The organism is [Bacillus] caldolyticus (assembly GCF_003595605.1).
Taxonomy (GTDB): Bacteria; Bacillota; Bacilli; order Bacillales; family Anoxybacillaceae; genus Geobacillus; species Geobacillus thermoleovorans.
Genome location: NZ_CP025074.1, coordinates 3,320,408 through 3,336,280, shown reverse-complemented (window position 1 = coordinate 3,336,280; position 15,873 = coordinate 3,320,408). Strand labels below are relative to the sequence as shown.

The 15,873-nt window shown below is 53.7% G+C and carries 19 protein-coding genes; 1 reads left to right on the top strand and 18 read right to left on the bottom strand.

Annotated elements, in window-relative coordinates; all coding sequences use genetic code 11:
* Positions 1 to 4 precede the first annotated feature (4 nt).
* From CWI35_RS17390 to CWI35_RS17330, 12 genes are all read right to left on the bottom strand, one after another.
* Positions 5 to 784, bottom strand: coding sequence for a heptaprenyl diphosphate synthase component 1 (locus CWI35_RS17390; protein ID WP_020278302.1), 780 nt, complete (start codon positions 782 to 784; stop codon positions 5 to 7).
* A gap of 115 nt (positions 785 to 899) precedes the next feature.
* The gene (gene mtrB, locus CWI35_RS17385; RefSeq protein ID WP_011231698.1) at positions 900 to 1,124 is read right to left on the bottom strand and encodes a trp RNA-binding attenuation protein MtrB; all 225 of its coding nucleotides are present in this window, start codon (positions 1,122 to 1,124) and stop codon (positions 900 to 902) included.
* A 12-nt stretch (positions 1,125 to 1,136) separates the two neighbouring features.
* Positions 1,137 to 1,703 (bottom strand): GTP cyclohydrolase I FolE, encoded by a 567-nt coding sequence (gene folE / locus CWI35_RS17380; protein WP_013144889.1) that lies wholly within the window; start codon positions 1,701 to 1,703, stop codon positions 1,137 to 1,139.
* Positions 1,704 to 1,831: 128 nt separating this feature from the next.
* On the bottom strand, positions 1,832 to 2,104 hold the full coding sequence (locus tag CWI35_RS17375; protein WP_008879623.1) for an HU family DNA-binding protein: 273 nt from the start codon (positions 2,102 to 2,104) through the stop codon (positions 1,832 to 1,834).
* Between the two features lie 651 nt (positions 2,105 to 2,755).
* The gene (gene spoIVA, locus CWI35_RS17365) at positions 2,756 to 4,234 is read right to left on the bottom strand and encodes a stage IV sporulation protein A (protein ID WP_119877958.1); all 1,479 of its coding nucleotides are present in this window, start codon (positions 4,232 to 4,234) and stop codon (positions 2,756 to 2,758) included.
* 156 nt (positions 4,235 to 4,390) lie between these two features.
* Positions 4,391 to 5,113, bottom strand: a complete 723-nt coding sequence (locus CWI35_RS17360) for a hypothetical protein (protein WP_011231702.1) — start codon at positions 5,111 to 5,113, stop codon at positions 4,391 to 4,393.
* A gap of 17 nt (positions 5,114 to 5,130) precedes the next feature.
* A complete protein-coding gene (locus tag CWI35_RS17355; protein WP_011231703.1) occupies positions 5,131 to 5,334 on the bottom strand; it encodes a DUF2768 domain-containing protein in 204 nt (67 codons plus the stop codon).
* Positions 5,335 to 5,515: 181 nt separating this feature from the next.
* Positions 5,516 to 6,550, bottom strand: a complete 1,035-nt coding sequence (locus CWI35_RS17350; RefSeq protein WP_011231704.1) for an NAD(P)H-dependent glycerol-3-phosphate dehydrogenase — start codon at positions 6,548 to 6,550, stop codon at positions 5,516 to 5,518.
* Positions 6,551 to 7,003: 453 nt separating this feature from the next.
* Entirely contained in the window at positions 7,004 to 8,314 is a 1,311-nt protein-coding gene (der, locus tag CWI35_RS17345; protein ID WP_013144887.1) for a ribosome biogenesis GTPase Der, read from the bottom strand.
* A 208-nt stretch (positions 8,315 to 8,522) separates the two neighbouring features.
* Complete coding sequence (locus CWI35_RS17340; protein WP_011231706.1) at positions 8,523 to 8,708, bottom strand: capping complex subunit for YIEGIA; 186 nt, start codon at positions 8,706 to 8,708, stop codon at positions 8,523 to 8,525.
* The gene (locus CWI35_RS17335; RefSeq protein WP_020754085.1) at positions 8,698 to 9,600 is read right to left on the bottom strand and encodes a YIEGIA family protein; all 903 of its coding nucleotides are present in this window, start codon (positions 9,598 to 9,600) and stop codon (positions 8,698 to 8,700) included. The genes CWI35_RS17340 and CWI35_RS17335 overlap by 11 nt, the downstream gene beginning before the upstream one ends.
* Entirely contained in the window at positions 9,597 to 10,193 is a 597-nt protein-coding gene (locus CWI35_RS17330) for a YphA family membrane protein (RefSeq protein WP_011231708.1), read from the bottom strand. The genes CWI35_RS17335 and CWI35_RS17330 overlap by 4 nt, the downstream gene beginning before the upstream one ends.
* 125 nt (positions 10,194 to 10,318) lie before the next feature.
* Here CWI35_RS17330 and CWI35_RS17325 point away from each other — a divergent pair, with 125 nt between their 5' ends.
* Positions 10,319 to 10,453, top strand: a complete 135-nt coding sequence (locus CWI35_RS17325; RefSeq protein WP_013524139.1) for a YpzI family protein — start codon at positions 10,319 to 10,321, stop codon at positions 10,451 to 10,453.
* Positions 10,454 to 10,811: 358 nt separating this feature from the next.
* Here the strand turns inward: CWI35_RS17325 and rpsA are convergent, their stop codons facing one another.
* The 6 genes from rpsA to ypeB all read right to left on the bottom strand — a co-directional run bounded on the left by rpsA (position 10,812) and on the right by ypeB (position 15,868).
* The gene (rpsA, locus tag CWI35_RS17320) at positions 10,812 to 11,975 is read right to left on the bottom strand and encodes a 30S ribosomal protein S1 (RefSeq protein WP_119877957.1); all 1,164 of its coding nucleotides are present in this window, start codon (positions 11,973 to 11,975) and stop codon (positions 10,812 to 10,814) included.
* Between the two features lie 136 nt (positions 11,976 to 12,111).
* Positions 12,112 to 12,699 carry a lysophospholipid acyltransferase family protein gene (locus CWI35_RS17315; RefSeq protein ID WP_119877956.1) on the bottom strand — a complete coding sequence of 196 codons (588 nt, stop codon included), beginning with the start codon at positions 12,697 to 12,699 and terminating at the stop codon, positions 12,112 to 12,114.
* Positions 12,696 to 13,370: a (d)CMP kinase gene (cmk, locus tag CWI35_RS17310; protein ID WP_011231711.1), complete on the bottom strand. Its 675-nt coding sequence runs from the start codon at positions 13,368 to 13,370 to the stop codon at positions 12,696 to 12,698. The genes CWI35_RS17315 and cmk overlap by 4 nt, the downstream gene beginning before the upstream one ends.
* Positions 13,371 to 13,469: 99 nt before the next feature.
* A complete protein-coding gene (locus CWI35_RS17305) occupies positions 13,470 to 13,649 on the bottom strand; it encodes a YpfB family protein (protein ID WP_011231712.1) in 180 nt (59 codons plus the stop codon).
* Between the two features lie 53 nt (positions 13,650 to 13,702).
* A complete protein-coding gene (locus tag CWI35_RS17300; RefSeq protein WP_014196211.1) occupies positions 13,703 to 14,371 on the bottom strand; it encodes a flagellar brake protein in 669 nt (222 codons plus the stop codon).
* Positions 14,372 to 14,524: 153 nt separating this feature from the next.
* Complete coding sequence (ypeB, locus tag CWI35_RS17290; protein WP_041467891.1) at positions 14,525 to 15,868, bottom strand: germination protein YpeB; 1,344 nt, start codon at positions 15,866 to 15,868, stop codon at positions 14,525 to 14,527.
* Positions 15,869 to 15,873: the final 5 nt, after the last annotated feature.

The following is a 15,873-nucleotide window of genomic DNA, read 5'->3' as shown; positions in this document are numbered from 1 at the left end:
CGTTCTACCCTTCTTCCACCGACTTTTTGACGATGGCTTGAAATCCGCCGGCAAGTTCCGCCATGCGAAACCGCAGCAGGTCGTTCATCGGCAAATTCGCCGCCAGCAGCGCTTCCTTGCAATGGTCAATATAACGCTCGCAAAGGCGAAGCAAATGCCGCCTTTGTTCTTTCGTCAGCCCTTTGGCCCATGGAAAGGCGATATGCGCCATTTGCTCAAACAGCATGGATGACCCCGTGCGGACGAACGCTTCCTGCTCGAGCAGCAAGCGCCGCAACAGCAAGTAATGGCCGGAAAATCGCCCCCATTGCGGCGCCCCGATGCGCTCGGCAAGCTTCGCAAGCAACGCCGACTCGATCGTGCCGACCGCGGCGAACAGCGTCTCGATCCGCTCCACCTTTTTTTCATACAGCCGCACTTTTTGCTCATTAATCTCGCGGACCGCTTCGGCGAACAAACGGATGAGCGCAACATCGCCCGAGCGCGCCAGCAAGTCGTAATAAAGCCCGCTGTACAAGTCGCCGGCCAAAACGACAAGCTGCCGCGTCCGCAAATCGCCGCCGCGGTCTGTCACCTGATCATGGGTGTCAAGGGCGATTTGCATGAGCATCATGGCGATGATGCACCGGTCCGGCTCATTTGGCGCCGCCGGAGCATCAGTCATCATCGACAGCGAAAGCAGCAGCCGGTCTTCATCAACAGCCGGCGCCGGCACATGCGCGCGCAAATACGGATGGTCAAGCAGCCGTTCGATTTGTTCCTTCAATGACGCCAATTTCACCATGATGTCATTCACTCTTCTCACCCTTGTCCCCCAAAAAATATCCGCACCGCCATGACGGACTCAATTATAACATAATTTTGTCGAAAACGCTCTAGTTTGCTAGAAATTTGCTGGTTTACTTTTTCCCTTCCGATTCAACCACACCGTGGCGCGTTTGAATATACGCTTTTCCTCTCACTTTGATCGCCGACGTATGTTCCGTGAACTGAGCAATCAACACTTCGCCTTTGTCAAGCTTTTCCGAATGGTGAAATCTTGTGTCCGCGCCGCGCGTCAGCCCGATGACGTTCACCCCGTCTTCGAGCGCTTTAATGACGACAAAATCGCTGTTTGTGTACATCCTCTTCCCTCCTTACGCTTTGATTAACGAAAGCACTTCAGCGCGGGCGTTGGCATCTGTTTCAAACACGCCGCGCACCGCTGTCGTCACTGTTTTGGCCCCCGGTTTTTTCACCCCGCGCATCGTCATGCACATATGCTCCGCCTCAACGACGACCATCACCCCATGCGGCTCAAGCGCCTCGACGATCGAATCAGCGATCGTTGCCGTGATGCGCTCTTGCAGCTGCGGGCGGCGCGCCACCGCCTCAACGGCTCGAGCGAGCTTGCTCAGCCCGGTCACTTTCCCTTCCCGCGGAATATAGGCGACGTGGGCAGCGCCAAAAAACGGCACTAAATGGTGTTCGCACATCGAATAAAACGGAATATCTTTGACGAGCACAAGCTCCTCATGTTCCTCGCTGAATACGGTTTGAAAGTGCTGCTTTGGGTCTTCCTGCAGCCCAGCGAACACCTCGGCGTACATTTTCGCCACCCTCTTCGGCGTATCGACGAGCCCTTCGCGGTTTGGATCTTCCCCGATCGCCTCAAGAATGAGGCGGACCGCATATTCAATTTGCGCAAAATTGATCTCTGGCATACAAGCAACATCCTCCTGCATCATAAAAGCTGCATGTAATCCGATTCTAGCATAGGGAGCCAAAAAAAACAAAAAAGAAGGGCCGGTGGATCACCTGCCCTTCCCTCCTGCGCTCCTGCTATGTAGGCTTACTTGACGGCATCTTTCAATGCTTTGCCCGGTTTGAATGCAGGAACTTTGCTTGCCGGAATTTCCATTTCTTCGCCCGTTTGCGGGTTGCGTCCTTTCCGGGCGGCGCGCTCGCGCACTTCAAAGTTTCCAAAACCGATTAATTGCACTTTATCGCCTTTTCGCAGCGCTTCTGTAATCGAATCAAACACCGCATCAACGGCTTTTGTCGCATCTTTTTTGGAAAGACCGCTTGTTTCAGCGACCGCGTTGATCAATTCCGTTTTGTTCATGCCATTCACCTCCTCCCAAGGGGCTGGTCTTGTTTACTACCATTTGTGCACACTTTTCTGCTTTTCTATACATAGACATCCAATTCCAGCGGCAAGAAGGCCCGCGCGCCGCGCCGGCGCAGCCAATCATTCTATGTTTGCCTCGCGACAGTCCGCAGGAGATGCGCCTATGCCGCCGGCTGAAGCCCCTTCCCAACAGTTTGGGCTCCTCCTGTTTTCGCCGGGCGCAAACGAAGCCAAGGGCGAGGAAAGCCGCCTTCTTCCCGCCAACAGGCGGTGACATGCCTAATCTTAACCAATTGACCGCGGAAATTCAACATCTTTTTTCGCAAAAACGGCCAATTTTAGGCATATTTCACCAAAACAACGATTTCAGATAAAAGATTACCATAACGCCATGCCTATAATCAAGTGCCAATCCTGATTTCTCAAGGGTTTTGGCGATTTTTTCCCTTTGCCGCTTAGCAACTGAAAAAATGGCATCAAAAAAAGCTCCCTTGTCGGGAGCTTGGCGCGCGGCCTCCGCTTTTCTTTCTGTCTAGCTGCGGCCGCTAGCTCCCTTCCGCAAAATAACCTCCGCCCTCGAAGTGCAAGCACTTCTGCGGGCGGAGAACATTTTGCCTCGGGAGCTTGCGCGCGGCCTCCGCTTTTCTATAAAATAATCGCGATGAGGCCGCCGGAGCCTTCGTTGATGATGCGCTCAAGCGTTTCTTTCAGCTTGTAGCGGGCGTTTTCCGGCATGAGCGCAAGTTTCGCTTGGATGCCTTCACGGACGATGGAGCTGAGCGAGCGGCCGAAAATGTCAGAGTTCCAAATCGACAGCGGATCGTCTTCGAAGTCTTGCATTAAATAGCGGACGAGCTCTTCGCTTTGCTTTTCCGTGCCAATGATCGGTGCAAACTCCGATTCGACGTCAACTTTGATCATATGAATCGACGGCGCCACAGCTTTCAAACGGACGCCAAAGCGCGACCCTTGGCGGATGATTTCCGGTTCGTCAAGACTCATGTCAGACAAAGCGGGCGCAGCGATGCCGTAGCCGGTTTGTTTGACCATTTTCAGCGCGTCGGCGATTTGGTCATATTCCGCTTTCGCATGGGCGAAGTCTTGCATGAGCTGAAGCAGATGGTCTTTGCCGCGAATCTCGACGCCGACGATTTCTTTTAAAATTTGATCGTACAGCTCATCCGGTGCATACAAGTCAATTTCGGCGATCCCTTGCCCCATTTCGATGCCGGCAAGCGCCGCTTTTTCGATGAAATCGTACTCGGCAAACTGCTGCACAACCCGGTCGACGTCGCGCAGCCGTTTGATGTCTTTGACGGTGTCGCGCACCGCTTCTTGATAGCTTTCGCGCAGCCAATGATCTTCGCGCAGCACCATCACCCAGCTCGGCAAGTTGACGTTCACTTCAAGCACCGGGAATTCATATAATGCTTCACGAAGCACGTTATACACGTCGGCTTCGCGCATGCTTTCCACGCTCATGGCGAGCACCGGAATGTCGTACTTTTCGGCGAGCTCGCGGCGAAGCGCCTCGGTTTCCGGATGGTGCGGCCGAACGGTGTTGACGATCATAATGAACGGCTTGCCGACTTCTTTGAGCTCGCTAATGACCCGTTCTTCCGCTTCGACATAGTCTTGGCGCGGAATTTCCCCGATCGTGCCGTCCGTCGTAATGACGACTCCAATCGTCGAATGTTCTTGGATGACTTTTCTTGTCCCGATTTCCGCCGCCTCTTGGAACGGGATCGGCTCTTCATACCAAGGCGTGTGGATCATCCGCGGCCCGTTTTCGTCTTCATACCCTTTTGCGCCGGGCACGGCGTAGCCGACGCAGTCGACAAGACGGATGTTGACTTCAAGACCCTCATCCACTTTCACCGTCACCGCCTGGTTTGGCACGAACTTCGGTTCTGTCGTCATGATCATCTTGCCGGCGGCGCTTTGCGGCAGTTCATCTTGGGCGCGCGCTTTATCGGCTTCGTTTTTAATGTTCGGAATCACGACCAACTCCATAAACCGTTTAATAAACGTCGATTTTCCGGTGCGGACGGCGCCGACGACCCCTAAATAAATGTCGCCGCCGGTCCGCTCGGCGATATCTTTAAAAATATCGACCTTTTCCAAATAACTCCCCTCCAGTCCTTCGGTCGTTATAAGAAACAGTGGAATGAGCTAGCATAGTCGGACACTATATGCATATGATGTTGTCCGATTCGGTTATGACTAAAATAGAAAAAATCCCTTCTCTAGAATGTATTTTCCTAGAGAAGGGAAGATGACTCATTTTGTAAAAAAAATCGGTTCATTCGTCTTGGCGTCGATCGTATAGGGCAACGAATACGCCGGCACAAACAGCGAATGGTCGGTCAAAATCGGGCGAATATCGTCACCCGGCTTGTAGTGGTGCGGATATTTTTTCAACGCCGCATACAAATCAGAACGGTAGTCAATGTAAATTTCTCCATTCCCGTCGATGACAAACGGCAAGTTGTTGCCGGAAAACGGGCTGACGACATAAGGCGGCTCTTTATAGCCGAGCTTTTTGTAATCGAGCGTAAATACGCCCGGCGCAACGACGTCTTGAAACGGCGGATATTTATGCTTGTCCGTGTACATGCTAAGCCGCAGCTTCAGATCACGGATGCGTTCGGCTAAGCGCAGATCAAGCAGCTTGACCGTCGGGTTCGTTTCCGCATCGATGATCATATACTGGAAGACGCCCCCGCTTTCATAGGCGTTTCCCGGCGGCTCCTGCATATAGCGGGGAACGAGCTTTTGAAAATCGACTGGATACTTCAAATACATCGGCGTGTTCATGTCGCGTGTTTTAATCGGCAGAAGCCCGCCGGTCGCCTTCCGGTACTCATCCACCGCCGATTGGACGGCCGCCACTTGGTCTTTGTAAGGAATTTGGTTTTGTTTCAGCCGCTCTTGTGGATACAAGCAGCCGGAAAGCAGCGCCAAACATATACATGACAACAACAAGCGAGCGATTCGTTTCATCTTTCCCACCTTTTTGCCTATTGCGGTGTCGGTCCGCTGAATACGACGAAAATGATGATGATGCCGGCGAAAATCAAAAGAATGTAGGCGACGAGCGCCAACAGAAAGCGAAGCCATTTCATCTTGACTTTGTAGCGGCTTAAGTAAATGAAGCCGACGGAAATAAACATAAACACCATCGAGGCGATGGCGATCCACATTTTCGCTAACGCCGGTGACATGGACGCTCCTCCTTTTTTTCGACAACTATAATTATAGCATTGGCAAAAAAAAAGCTGAAGTAAAGCGGGGCTTTCTTTACTTCAGCATCCCCTCATACCCTTCCGGAAGCTCAAGCCGATGATGGTTCGCCATATTGTATGCAGAACGAAGACGACTTGTACCGCCATTGGCCTATTTTCATCATTCTTGTTCGGCAAAAATGTTGTTTAAGTCATCCATTTCCTCTTTTTTTCCGCGCGCCATGAGCGAATCGACCGCCTCTTTCGGGTCTTTTCCCGCAAACAATACGTCATAGAGAGCTTCGGTGATCGGCATCTTCACACCAAGCTCTTTCGCCAGCTCATAGGCGGCTTTTGTCGTTCGCACCCCTTCGACGACCATCCCCATGCTCTCAAGCACCTCGTCCAGCTTTTTTCCTTGGCCGAGCATGTAGCCGGCCCTCCAGTTGCGGGAATGGACGCTCGTGCACGTGACAATCAAATCGCCGACTCCCGTCAAACCAGCGAATGTCAACGGATTAGCGCCGAGGGCGCAGCCGAGGCGGGCAATCTCGGCGAGCCCGCGCGTGATGAGGGCCGCTTTGGCGTTATCCCCATAGCCAAGCCCGTCGCTGATTCCAGCGGCCAAGGCGATGATATTTTTCAGCGCCCCGCCGACTTCGACGCCGATTAAATCCGGGTTCGTATACACGCGAAAATAGTGATGGTTCATAAAGATGTCTTGAATGCGGCGCGCCGCTTCCATATTTGGCGACGATACCGCCACGGTCGTCGGGTGGCGGAGCACGACTTCCTCGGCATGGCTCGGCCCGGAGAGAACGACAACATCTGCAAGCCATTCCCCCATTTCCTCGGCGACCATTTCCGACACCCGCTTATGCGTCCCTGGTTCGATTCCTTTGCTGACGGCAACAATGGTGATCGGCTTGGCCAAGCAGGCGCGCACGTCCGCAAGCACCGAGCGGATCGCTTTAGTCGGCACGGCGAGCACAACGATCGCAACGCCGTCAAGCGCAGCGCAAAGGTCGTCATAGCCGATAATGGCGTCCGGCAGGCGAACGCCTGGCAAATATTTTTCATTTGTCCGCTTTTCGTTGATTTCGCTGATCTGCTCGGTCCGATGACCCCAGAGCCGGACGTGGTGCCCATTGTCAGCCAGCACGAGCGCCAACGCCGTTCCCCAGCTTCCAGCCCCCAATACGGCGATGTTCTCCATCATTTTCCACTTCCTTTATCCGATTGTCGCAACCTTGAAAAATAGCAATCGCGCCGCCTCTTCGCTCCTGTTCGTCCGACTTTCGCGGCGGCGACACATGGCTTACGCTCCTGTGACACCACCCACACAGAACCAAGCTTTCCTTGGTTCGAGCCTCTTCGCCGGCCTCGCAACGCGTATCGCCGATGGGCGCGCGGCCTCCGCTTTTCTTCCTGTCTAGCTGCGGCCGCTAGCTCCCTTCCGCAAAATAACCTCCGCCCTCGAAGTGCAAGCACTTCTCGGCGCGGAGAACATTTTGCCTCGGGAGCTTGGCCCGCGGCCTCCGCTTTTCTTCCTGTCTAGCTGCGGCCGCTAGCTCCCTTCCGCAAAATAACCTCCGCCCTCGAAGTGCAAGCACTTCTCGGCGCGGAGAACATTTTGCCTCGGGAGCTTGGCGCGCGGCCTCCGCTTTTCTTATTTCCGCGGGCGGGCGATGATTTTAATCGGCGTGCCTTCAAAACCGAATGCATCGCGGATGCGGTTTTCCAAAAACCGTTCATATGAAAAATGCATCAGTTCCGGGTCGTTGACAAACGCGACAAACGTCGGCGGTTTGACGGCGACTTGCGTCATGTAATAAACTTTCAGACGCCGCCCGTTATGCGTCGGCGTCGGATTCATCGCCACCGCATCCATGATGACTTCATTGAGCACATTTGTCTGGACGCGCATCGCATGATTGTCGCTCACAAGCCGGACGAGCGGCAAGAGCTTATGCAGCCGCTGCTTCGTTTTCGCCGATACGAACAAAATCGGCGCATAGTCCAAAAACGGAAAATGATCGCGAATCTTCCGCTCAAATTCGACCATCGTTTTGTCGTCCTTTTCAATCGCATCCCATTTATTGACGACAAGAATGACACCGCGACCCGCTTCATGCGCGTATCCGGCGATTTTTTTGTCCTGCTCGATGATGCCTTCCTCAGCGTTTAACACAACAAGCACGACGTCCGAGCGCTCAATGGCCCTTAACGCGCGCAAGACGCTATATTTTTCCGTGCTTTCGTAAATTTTTCCTCGTTTGCGCATCCCTGCCGTATCAATGATAACATATTCCTGCCCTTCGCGCACAAACGAGGTGTCGACGGCGTCCCTCGTCGTACCGGCGATGTCGCTGACGATGACCCGCTCCTCACCTAAAATGGCGTTGACAAGCGACGATTTGCCGACATTCGGCCGGCCAATGAGGCAAAACTTAATGACGTCTTCTTCATACTCTTGTCCACCGCCCTTTGGAAAATGACGGACAACAGCATCAAGCAAATCGCCAAGCCCTGTCCCATGAGCTCCGGAAATCGGATACGGCTCCCCAAAGCCCAGAGCGTAAAAGTCGTAAATCAAATCACGCATTTCCGGATTGTCGATTTTGTTCACCGCGAGCACAACCGGCTTATTCGACCGGCGGAGCAGCTTGGCCACCTCTTCATCAGCCGCAGTCACACCGTCCCGGCCGTTCGTCATAAAGATGATGACATCCGCCTCATCGATGGCGATTTCCGCCTGCTGGCGAATTTGCACAAGCAGCGGCTCGTCGCCAATGTCAATGCCGCCGGTATCGATCAAATAAAACGAATGGTTCAGCCATTCGGCTCGGCTGTAAATGCGGTCGCGCGTCACTCCAGGCACGTCTTCGACGATGGAAATGCGTTCCCCGACAATGCGGTTGAAAATCGTCGATTTTCCTACATTTGGACGGCCGACAATGGCCACGACTGGATTTGCCATGCTACCACCCTTTATCTTCGTTTTCTCCTTACCTTTGTCGCTGAAAAAAAACGCCCTTTTCGGAAGGGCATCGGTCCATCAACGCCAAGGGCACTTGACTGCGAGGCTAGGAAGGAAATGACTTTTTACCAATCAAGTGCATCTTTTAGCGATGAACCAGGGTAGGCTACAACTGCTTTATTTTATCAAAAAGCGAAACGCTCAACAACTAATGTTTGACGATAATAAGAAGCCCCTCGCCCACTTCATGGGCGATGCCATCCAAAATCGCCTCTAAATTCGCGGCGATCTGTTCCATTTCCTCTTTCGTTTGGCAAATAAAGATCGGCGCACCGCCGGCGACGCGCCCGCCGTTCATCGTAATGACGGCCAAAATTATTTTTTCATGCGTCATCGCCGCTCCACCCCTTCCGCTTCCAACGCCGTTTCTTTGGCATGCGGATGGCGCTCTCAAGCACCGGCACGTTTTCGATGACAGCCTTCGCCTTCTCGACATCCTCGACTTGCGGCAAAATAAAAATGCCGACGCGTCCGTCATTCAAATCGCGCTTGGCGAGCGGCACGAGCGCCGGCGTTCCCGAGTCGCGGTAAATGCCGAGGGCGGTCGATACATCATGCAAAATCGCCTGCCGCTGCCCAAGATTGGCGATCGTCGTGCGGGCGTTGAAATTTTTCGGCGTTAAAATAAACCCCATTCCATAGCGCAAAATTTCTTCGCGCCGCGCCGGCAAGCCGATGTTCATGATATAGATGTTGTCAACATACAGCCCTGCCCCTTCAAAATGCGGCTTGACATATTGGACCTCGGCAATGTCTTTCAGCCGGCTTCCGCTCATAAACCGCCGCGCCGTCATAAGGCCGATGATACTGGCGGCAAGCGCGGCCCAAATGTCCCATACTAAATAAAAGAGCGTCGATAAAAAGGAGACGAAAATGACTAAATAGTTCCGCCCTTCAAACACAATCGCGATGCCTTCGATGTATGTTTTTCCTCTCGGCACCAGCTCATACTGATCCAACTCGTTCAACGTATTGCGCTCCATATTGCGTACGTCGCGAAATTGTGAGGCGGCCAAGGCCAAAAACGTGATCGCTGCGAACTCTTTTTCCATAATCGCCGGCACGGCGACCGTTCCCAGGCCGGCGGCAATGGCCCCTAAGGCAATATGGATCGTCCGACCGTGCAAATACGTCGGGTATTGCCGGTAATCGGTGCGCAACAAATAAAGCCGCGTCAACACCCCAGCGGCAACACCGTATAAAATCGGAAACGTGTATTCGTTCACGGCTGCCTCGTCCTCCTTACAGGCCGTTTTTCCTCAAGCTGCAGCGAGAAGAAGCGGATCGATTCCCAAACGAGCAAAGATGATGCGCTAATGGCGAGCGCATCCAAAAAGGAAAACGACCCAAGCACATAACCCGGCGCCATGCGCAAGATGGACATGGCGTACACCACTTCCCCTTGACAGCCGCCGAGCGCCAGACAAAGAAGGCGGGCGGATATGCGGCGGTGGAACAGACTGCTGATCAAGGCCATCCACCAGCCAAGCATCCATTGGCCATCAAGCCAAATCCAGACCGGATCAAACAAGGCAAGCAGACGAAAAGCGGCATAGGCAAACGCCAAGCCGGACGCTGACAGCGCCATCCGCAGCCATCCGCATGGCCGCTGTGTGACCGCCACGTAACAAGAGGAGAAAAAAAGCACAAAAAAGGACGCCGCCATATGAATGGGACTGATCTTCACCGTCATCGAGGCCGAACTGATCATGAAAAGCGAAAATGCAGCCAGCTTCGTCCGCTCGACGGTCTTTTTCATCAAAAATGTCGCTGCAATCCATAACGCCCAAAAAAAGAAATAAAAATAAGCTCCTTCCATCTTTTCCACTCCTTATTATGTTCATTATGTCATCTTTTATGAACGTTCATTCCCGTATAGAAAAAACAGCATTCGTTCATAGTAAAAATGATCGCTGTACCGAAGCAGAAAGGAGCCATGGCGAAATGGGAAAAGATCGACAGGAAAAAAAGCTGAAGCAATCGCGGCGCGTCGAGTCAGATCGAGATCAGTCCCTCTCCTATAAAGGAGCGGCTCGGCTCGACACGCCGGAGGAAGCGCGGGAACGGAACGAGCACTAAAAATGACGAAAGGCCTTTCTCTACAACCACTCTGTTCGTTTGATTCCAAAAAAACGGCATTTCCATTGCCAATGATGAAAAGCTAGCCGCGCCAATAAGGACGGCTAGCTTTCGTTTACGGCGAAAAAACGATTTCGAACGAAAAATGGTCTATTCTCCTCTATGTGTCAAGGATCTTCCTTAAAGATTGAACATTCGTTTTTCGGTGTAGTCTACCGCAACCTCCTTCCCGATGCAAAACAAACAACTTCTGTTGATGGCAGGTTCAACTAGATAGAACAAGGCATCAACTTTTGGCTAAACAAAAAACCCCACCTTGATGGCGGCTGCCACCAAAATGGGGTTGCTTCACAGTTCGTCATTTCAATTTTTTCAGCTGCTCGCCAATCACTTCGCCGAGCTGAAAGCCGCGCGTTTCCGACGTTCTTGTGTATTGGCTGTAATCCTCGGCCGGCGCGGCCGCCTCTTCCTCAAGCAGCGCGCGGATGCTGAGGGAAAGGCGGTGATCCGCTTCGTTGACGTCGAGCACTTTCGCCTTCACCACGTCGCCTTCTTTCAGCACTTCATGCGGCGAGCCGATGCGGCGGTTGGCGATTTGCGACACATGCACCAATCCTTCGACGCCTGGGAAGACTTCCACAAACGCGCCGAATGAAGCGAGCCGTTTCACCGTCCCGGTGACGACATCACCCGGTTTCACTTTTTCGCCGAGGCCTTCCCATGGGCCCGGCAGCGCTTCTTTGATCGACAGCGACAGGCGGCCTTGTTCCGGGTCGACAGCCAACACTTTCACTTTCACCGCATCGCCTTCTTTCACCACTTCCGACGGATGAGCGACGCGCGTATGGGAAAGCTGGGAAATATGTACGAGCCCATCAAACCCGCCGACATCGACAAAGACGCCGAAATCGGCAATGCGGCGGACGACGCCATCCAACACTTGCCCCGGCTCAAGGCGGGAGAGCAGTTCTTTTTGCTGCCGCGCTTGTTCTTCCTCAACGACCGCCCGATGCGACAAAATGACGCGGTTTTTCTCGCGGTCAAGCTCGACGACTTTCACGGAGAGCGTTTTTCCTTTGTAATCGGAAAAATCTTCGACGTAATGCGGCTCGACAAGCGACGCCGGGATGAAGCCGCGCACGCCGACGTCGGCGACAAGACCGCCTTTGACGATATCTTTAATGACGGTTTCAAATGTTTCGCCGCTTGCAAATTTGCGCTCTAGATCTTCCCACGCCCGCTCGGCGTCCACCGCTCTTTTCGATAAAATGAGCAACCCTTCTTCCCCGTCTTTTCCTTCTTCCACTTTTTTGACTTTGGCCGTCACTTCATCGCCGACAGCGACGGCATCGCTCGGTTTTTCAATATGCAAGTTCGACAGCTCGCTGATCGGAATGATGCCGCTTTGCTTGCTGTTTTCCACCTCGACCAGCACTTGCTTGTCCTCAAGCTTCACCACTTTGCCGCGGACGATATCGCCCACTTCATACACATTGACTTGCACATTCATCTCTTCTGTCATCGCAAAAACCCTCCTTCATCGACTGACAACTGTCAAAAGCGCGCCTCGCGCCGAGGCCGCGGCCGGCTGTCGGCAAAATAAGGACGCTTTTCTAATTAGTATACCATATTTTCTCAATCAACATGTACTATAATGCTTACTGATGTTGTTCAAGCAGTTGGCGGATATGATCCATAATGTAGTCGGCCGCCTCCTCCGGGCTCGCCTTCCGCGCGCGCAGCGGCGCCATATCGATCGGCGCTCCGTACACAACCTTAAGCGGCACAAACGGACGGTACGGGCCGACAATGGCGCACGGGACAACGGCGGCCTCGGTGCGCAAAGCGAAAAAGCCAACGCCGGGCAGCGCCTTTTTCAGCCGGCCGTCTTTGCTGCGCGTCCCTTCCGGAAAAATGCCGAGCACTTCGCCTTGCTTCAGCACCTCAAGCCCCGTGCGCAGCGCCTGGCGGTCGTTCATGCCGCGCTTGACCGGAAAGGCATGCAAGCTTTTGACGAGCGTTTTCACGACCGGAGCACGAAACAGCTCTTCTTTCGCCATAAACCGAATCGGCCGCGGCGCCGTAATGCCGATGACCGGCGGATCTAGGTTGCTGATATGGTTGGCGCAAAGAAGCACGCCGCCTTCCTTTGGAAATTGTTCAATCCCGATCGTTTGAATGCGGTAAAAAGGGGTGAGCACTCCCTTGACGATCCCCTTGGCGAATGAATAAAAGTCCACCGTCATCCAATCCTTTCGTTGACAATCTCCATAATCCGCTCCACCACTTCCTCAACCGACAGCGATGTCGTATCGATTTCCACCGCATCCGGCGCCTTGCGAAGCGGCGCTGTCTCCCGTTCCGAATCGAGCCGGTCGCGGCGGGCGATCTCTTCTTTCAGCTTTTCAAGATCGGATGGAAAGCCGCGCGCGAGATTTTCCTCATGCCGGCGCCGCGCCCGCTCCTCGACCGAAGCTTTCAGGAAAATTTTTACTTCGGCGTTTGGCAGCACATGCGTTCCGATATCGCGCCCGTCCATGACGACGCCGCCCCCTTCCGCCAAGGCGCGTTGGCGGGCGACCATCTCCTCGCGCACAAGCGGATGCTTCGCAACAAGCGACACCGCATTCGTCACCGCCTCACCGCGGATGATGTCGGTCACATCGTCGCCATTGACTAGGACGATCTGTCCATGCGGCGACGGTTTCAACTCAATCGATGTATCGCGAAGCAGCGACAGGAGCGCCTGCTCATCATGGATGTCGACGCCGCATGCAAGCGCCCGGTACGTCAGCGCGCGATACATGGCGCCGGTATCGATGTATACGTAGGAAAGCCGCTCAGCGATCCGTTTGGCGACCGTGCTTTTCCCCGCCGCGGCGGGTCCGTCGATTGCGATGCTGATTCGTCGTTTCATCATTTCCTCCTAGCTTTACCGAAAATCGCTTGATGAGTGCACAAAGAAAAATGCAGGAAAACCCTGCATGTCTCCATGTTCATTGTACCATATCCGCCGTCAACGGTCGACGGCCGTTTCAACTGTTTTCGTTTTTTCTGGCTTGGCTACACCTTCGTATTCATACACCTTGCCGATATACAACGCCGCTGGCGTGTACAACACAAGCCATTGGGCGATCAACAGGCAAATCGTCTGGATGACGACAAGCTTCCACAACAGCTGTTCGATCCGTTTCATGGCGCAAGCCTCCTGCTTTCCCATTTTTTCTAGCAGTATTCCACGCGCCCAGCTCATTTATTCTGTTCGTTCTCCCATTTTCTCTCCTCAAGCTGCCGTTCAAAGCTGTAGCGAATGAGCCGAACGCGGTCTTGGGGGGCGAGGTTTGTGAACTCCACCGACATTTTCGCCATGCCGCGTTCGTCATCAGCCATGCGCACAATCGACGCCTTCGTTTGCACGTAATGGTATTCGCCGGAGCGCATCGCCAACACGAGCCAAAGCTCGACCGCCATGCCGGGGCGAAGAAGCGGAGCGTGCGCCGGCGGCACAAGGAGGGCGGCGCCGCCGGCGCTGATATCCACCGTCATCGTCACAAACGGAGCGAACTCGCTGTCAGACGGATGGACGGCCGCATCGACATTGGCTTTCACCCGTACATAACGGCGGCGCTGGATGCGCACGACGTATTCCTCGCCCGGGTAAGCCAAGACGACCATCGGCAACGGATCGCGGATTTTCCCCTTCACTTCGGTATCAAACATGTATAAACCGCCGTCTTGCCCGACAAAAGTCGCTTTAAACTGCATCCCGTTCAACAAATAAACGGTTTTTCCGCTCTGTTCATCGATCGGATAGCTGATATGAACCGCCCCGTCAGCAACAGCGAGCGCTTTGCTTCGGTATTGCCGCGCTGAGCCGTCCGACGGCTCAAGCCGGATCGAATCTCCGATTTTGATCATCATGTTTCCTTTTCTCCTTTTCAGTCAGCTGCCGAACCGGCGATCGTTTCGCTGACCCGCATGATGTCCCATGACGATTATACCATACCGTCCGACTGCCTTTGACCAAAAAAAGAGGAAAAGCCGACAGCGCCAGCTTTTCCTCCCTTGTTTTCATCTGTAATTCGGCTCCACGCTTTCGAGCTTCTCGACTTTTTCTTCAAGGCCGGTTGCGGCGTTAATGAACAGTTGATACGTTTCATCGCCAAGCGTTCCTAAAAACTCATAGCAAAGCACCGGTTTTTGCAAATCGTTCATAATGACCGCCTGGCGCTCTTCCATCACTTTCAAATGTGGGTTTAACTTTTTCTTCGCCGCCTCGACGGTGAGCGTCGGTTTGGGCAACGGACGCGGAATGGACGATGACAAATAGTCGCGCGCCGTAAAGCCGACGACATGGCCGTTGTCAAGCGCCACTTTCATTTGGATCGCTTCCGGGTAAATGCGGACGCCGTTTTCGCTTTTAACAAACGTCAGCACGGCGACATTATCGTATTGCGTGCTGTCGTACAACTCAAAGCCGGCGAATTGATGCCGTCGCAAAAACGCCATCCCGCGGTTGGCCGCCTCATGCAAGCTGACCTTCGGCTTGCCGATTGGCCGGCTGTTTAACGCCCAAATCGGATATCCGCCGTTTTTCGTCACATCCATATAAATGTCGCCCTTTGTTTTCGGATCGTGAATCGTTAAACTGTAAAAACGCTCATCCGCCCCATTGCCGCTGTCCGTCACCTTGATTTTCTCTGTTCCTTTTAAGCCGAGAAACTCGCGGGCGATCCGTTTCGCCTCGTCTTTGGAAATCGGGCGCCCTTTCGCGCGGACAAAGCCTTTTTCCTCGTTGGCGAGGCCGATGAACGACGGGCCGAACTCGGACGAACTTGAGAATGTATCAACATTTTTCTCCACCGCTTTTAAGCCGTCAATAATGATGTTGTCGCCTTTCTCGTCGTTCGTCGCCAGCGCCAGTTCGACGTCCATCCAGCGCAAATTGTTTTCCAGCACTAAATGCTGCACGTTGCGCAATTCTTGGCGGATCGCGCCGGCGCTTTTGTACAGCGCCTCGAGCGTCTTGTGCTCTTCTTCGGTCAACGGCTCTTTTTCCAAATCGCGCACGGCCGTCCGGTAGCTGAACTCGCCGATTTTCGATAAAAACTCTTGCGTCTTGTTAAACGGCAAAAGCGACAGCGGCAGTTGGCCGACATCGGAATGGGCTTCAGATGCGATTTTCCACACTTCGGCGAGCGCCGGCGACAATGAGGCGTGCGAATTCATCGCCAGCGTCGCTCCAAGCTTGTCATGCAGCAAATCGATCTGGTAGGCCAAATCGTGGAACGCGCGCTGGTAATTGTTTTCCGCATGAATTAAGATCGCGTTTTTTTCCTGATGCTCCCGGTAGCCCCAGTAACCAGTGCCGACGACAGCGACGACAAGCGCTGCAATCAGTAAGTTTCGCACCATCTCGT

Coding starts and splice junctions, on each gene's coding strand:
- CWI35_RS17315 (WP_119877956.1), bottom strand. CDS start 12,699: ATGACGGTGGACTTTTATTCATTCGCCAAGGGGATCGTCAAGGGAGTG.
- CWI35_RS17360 (WP_011231702.1), bottom strand. CDS start 5,113: ATGAAACGAATCGCTCGCTTGTTGTTGTCATGTATATGTTTGGCGCTG.
- CWI35_RS17330 (WP_011231708.1), bottom strand. CDS start 10,193: ATGGAAGGAGCTTATTTTTATTTCTTTTTTTGGGCGTTATGGATTGCA.
- CWI35_RS17340 (WP_011231706.1), bottom strand. CDS start 8,708: ATGACGCATGAAAAAATAATTTTGGCCGTCATTACGATGAACGGCGGG.
- cmk (WP_011231711.1), bottom strand. CDS start 13,370: ATGAAACGACGAATCAGCATCGCAATCGACGGACCCGCCGCGGCGGGG.
- mtrB (WP_011231698.1), bottom strand. CDS start 1,124: ATGTACACAAACAGCGATTTTGTCGTCATTAAAGCGCTCGAAGACGGG.
- CWI35_RS17375 (WP_008879623.1), bottom strand. CDS start 2,104: ATGAACAAAACGGAATTGATCAACGCGGTCGCTGAAACAAGCGGTCTT.
- CWI35_RS17355 (WP_011231703.1), bottom strand. CDS start 5,334: ATGTCACCGGCGTTAGCGAAAATGTGGATCGCCATCGCCTCGATGGTG.
- CWI35_RS17305 (WP_011231712.1), bottom strand. CDS start 13,649: ATGAAACGGATCGAACAGCTGTTGTGGAAGCTTGTCGTCATCCAGACG.
- CWI35_RS17325 (WP_013524139.1), top strand. CDS start 10,319: ATGGGAAAAGATCGACAGGAAAAAAAGCTGAAGCAATCGCGGCGCGTC.
- CWI35_RS17300 (WP_014196211.1), bottom strand. CDS start 14,371: ATGATCAAAATCGGAGATTCGATCCGGCTTGAGCCGTCGGACGGCTCA.
- ypeB (WP_041467891.1), bottom strand. CDS start 15,868: ATGGTGCGAAACTTACTGATTGCAGCGCTTGTCGTCGCTGTCGTCGGC.
- rpsA (WP_119877957.1), bottom strand. CDS start 11,975: ATGACAGAAGAGATGAATGTGCAAGTCAATGTGTATGAAGTGGGCGAT.
- CWI35_RS17350 (WP_011231704.1), bottom strand. CDS start 6,550: ATGGAGAACATCGCCGTATTGGGGGCTGGAAGCTGGGGAACGGCGTTG.
- der (WP_013144887.1), bottom strand. CDS start 8,314: ATGGCAAATCCAGTCGTGGCCATTGTCGGCCGTCCAAATGTAGGAAAA.
- CWI35_RS17390 (WP_020278302.1), bottom strand. CDS start 784: ATGGTGAAATTGGCGTCATTGAAGGAACAAATCGAACGGCTGCTTGAC.
- folE (WP_013144889.1), bottom strand. CDS start 1,703: ATGCCAGAGATCAATTTTGCGCAAATTGAATATGCGGTCCGCCTCATT.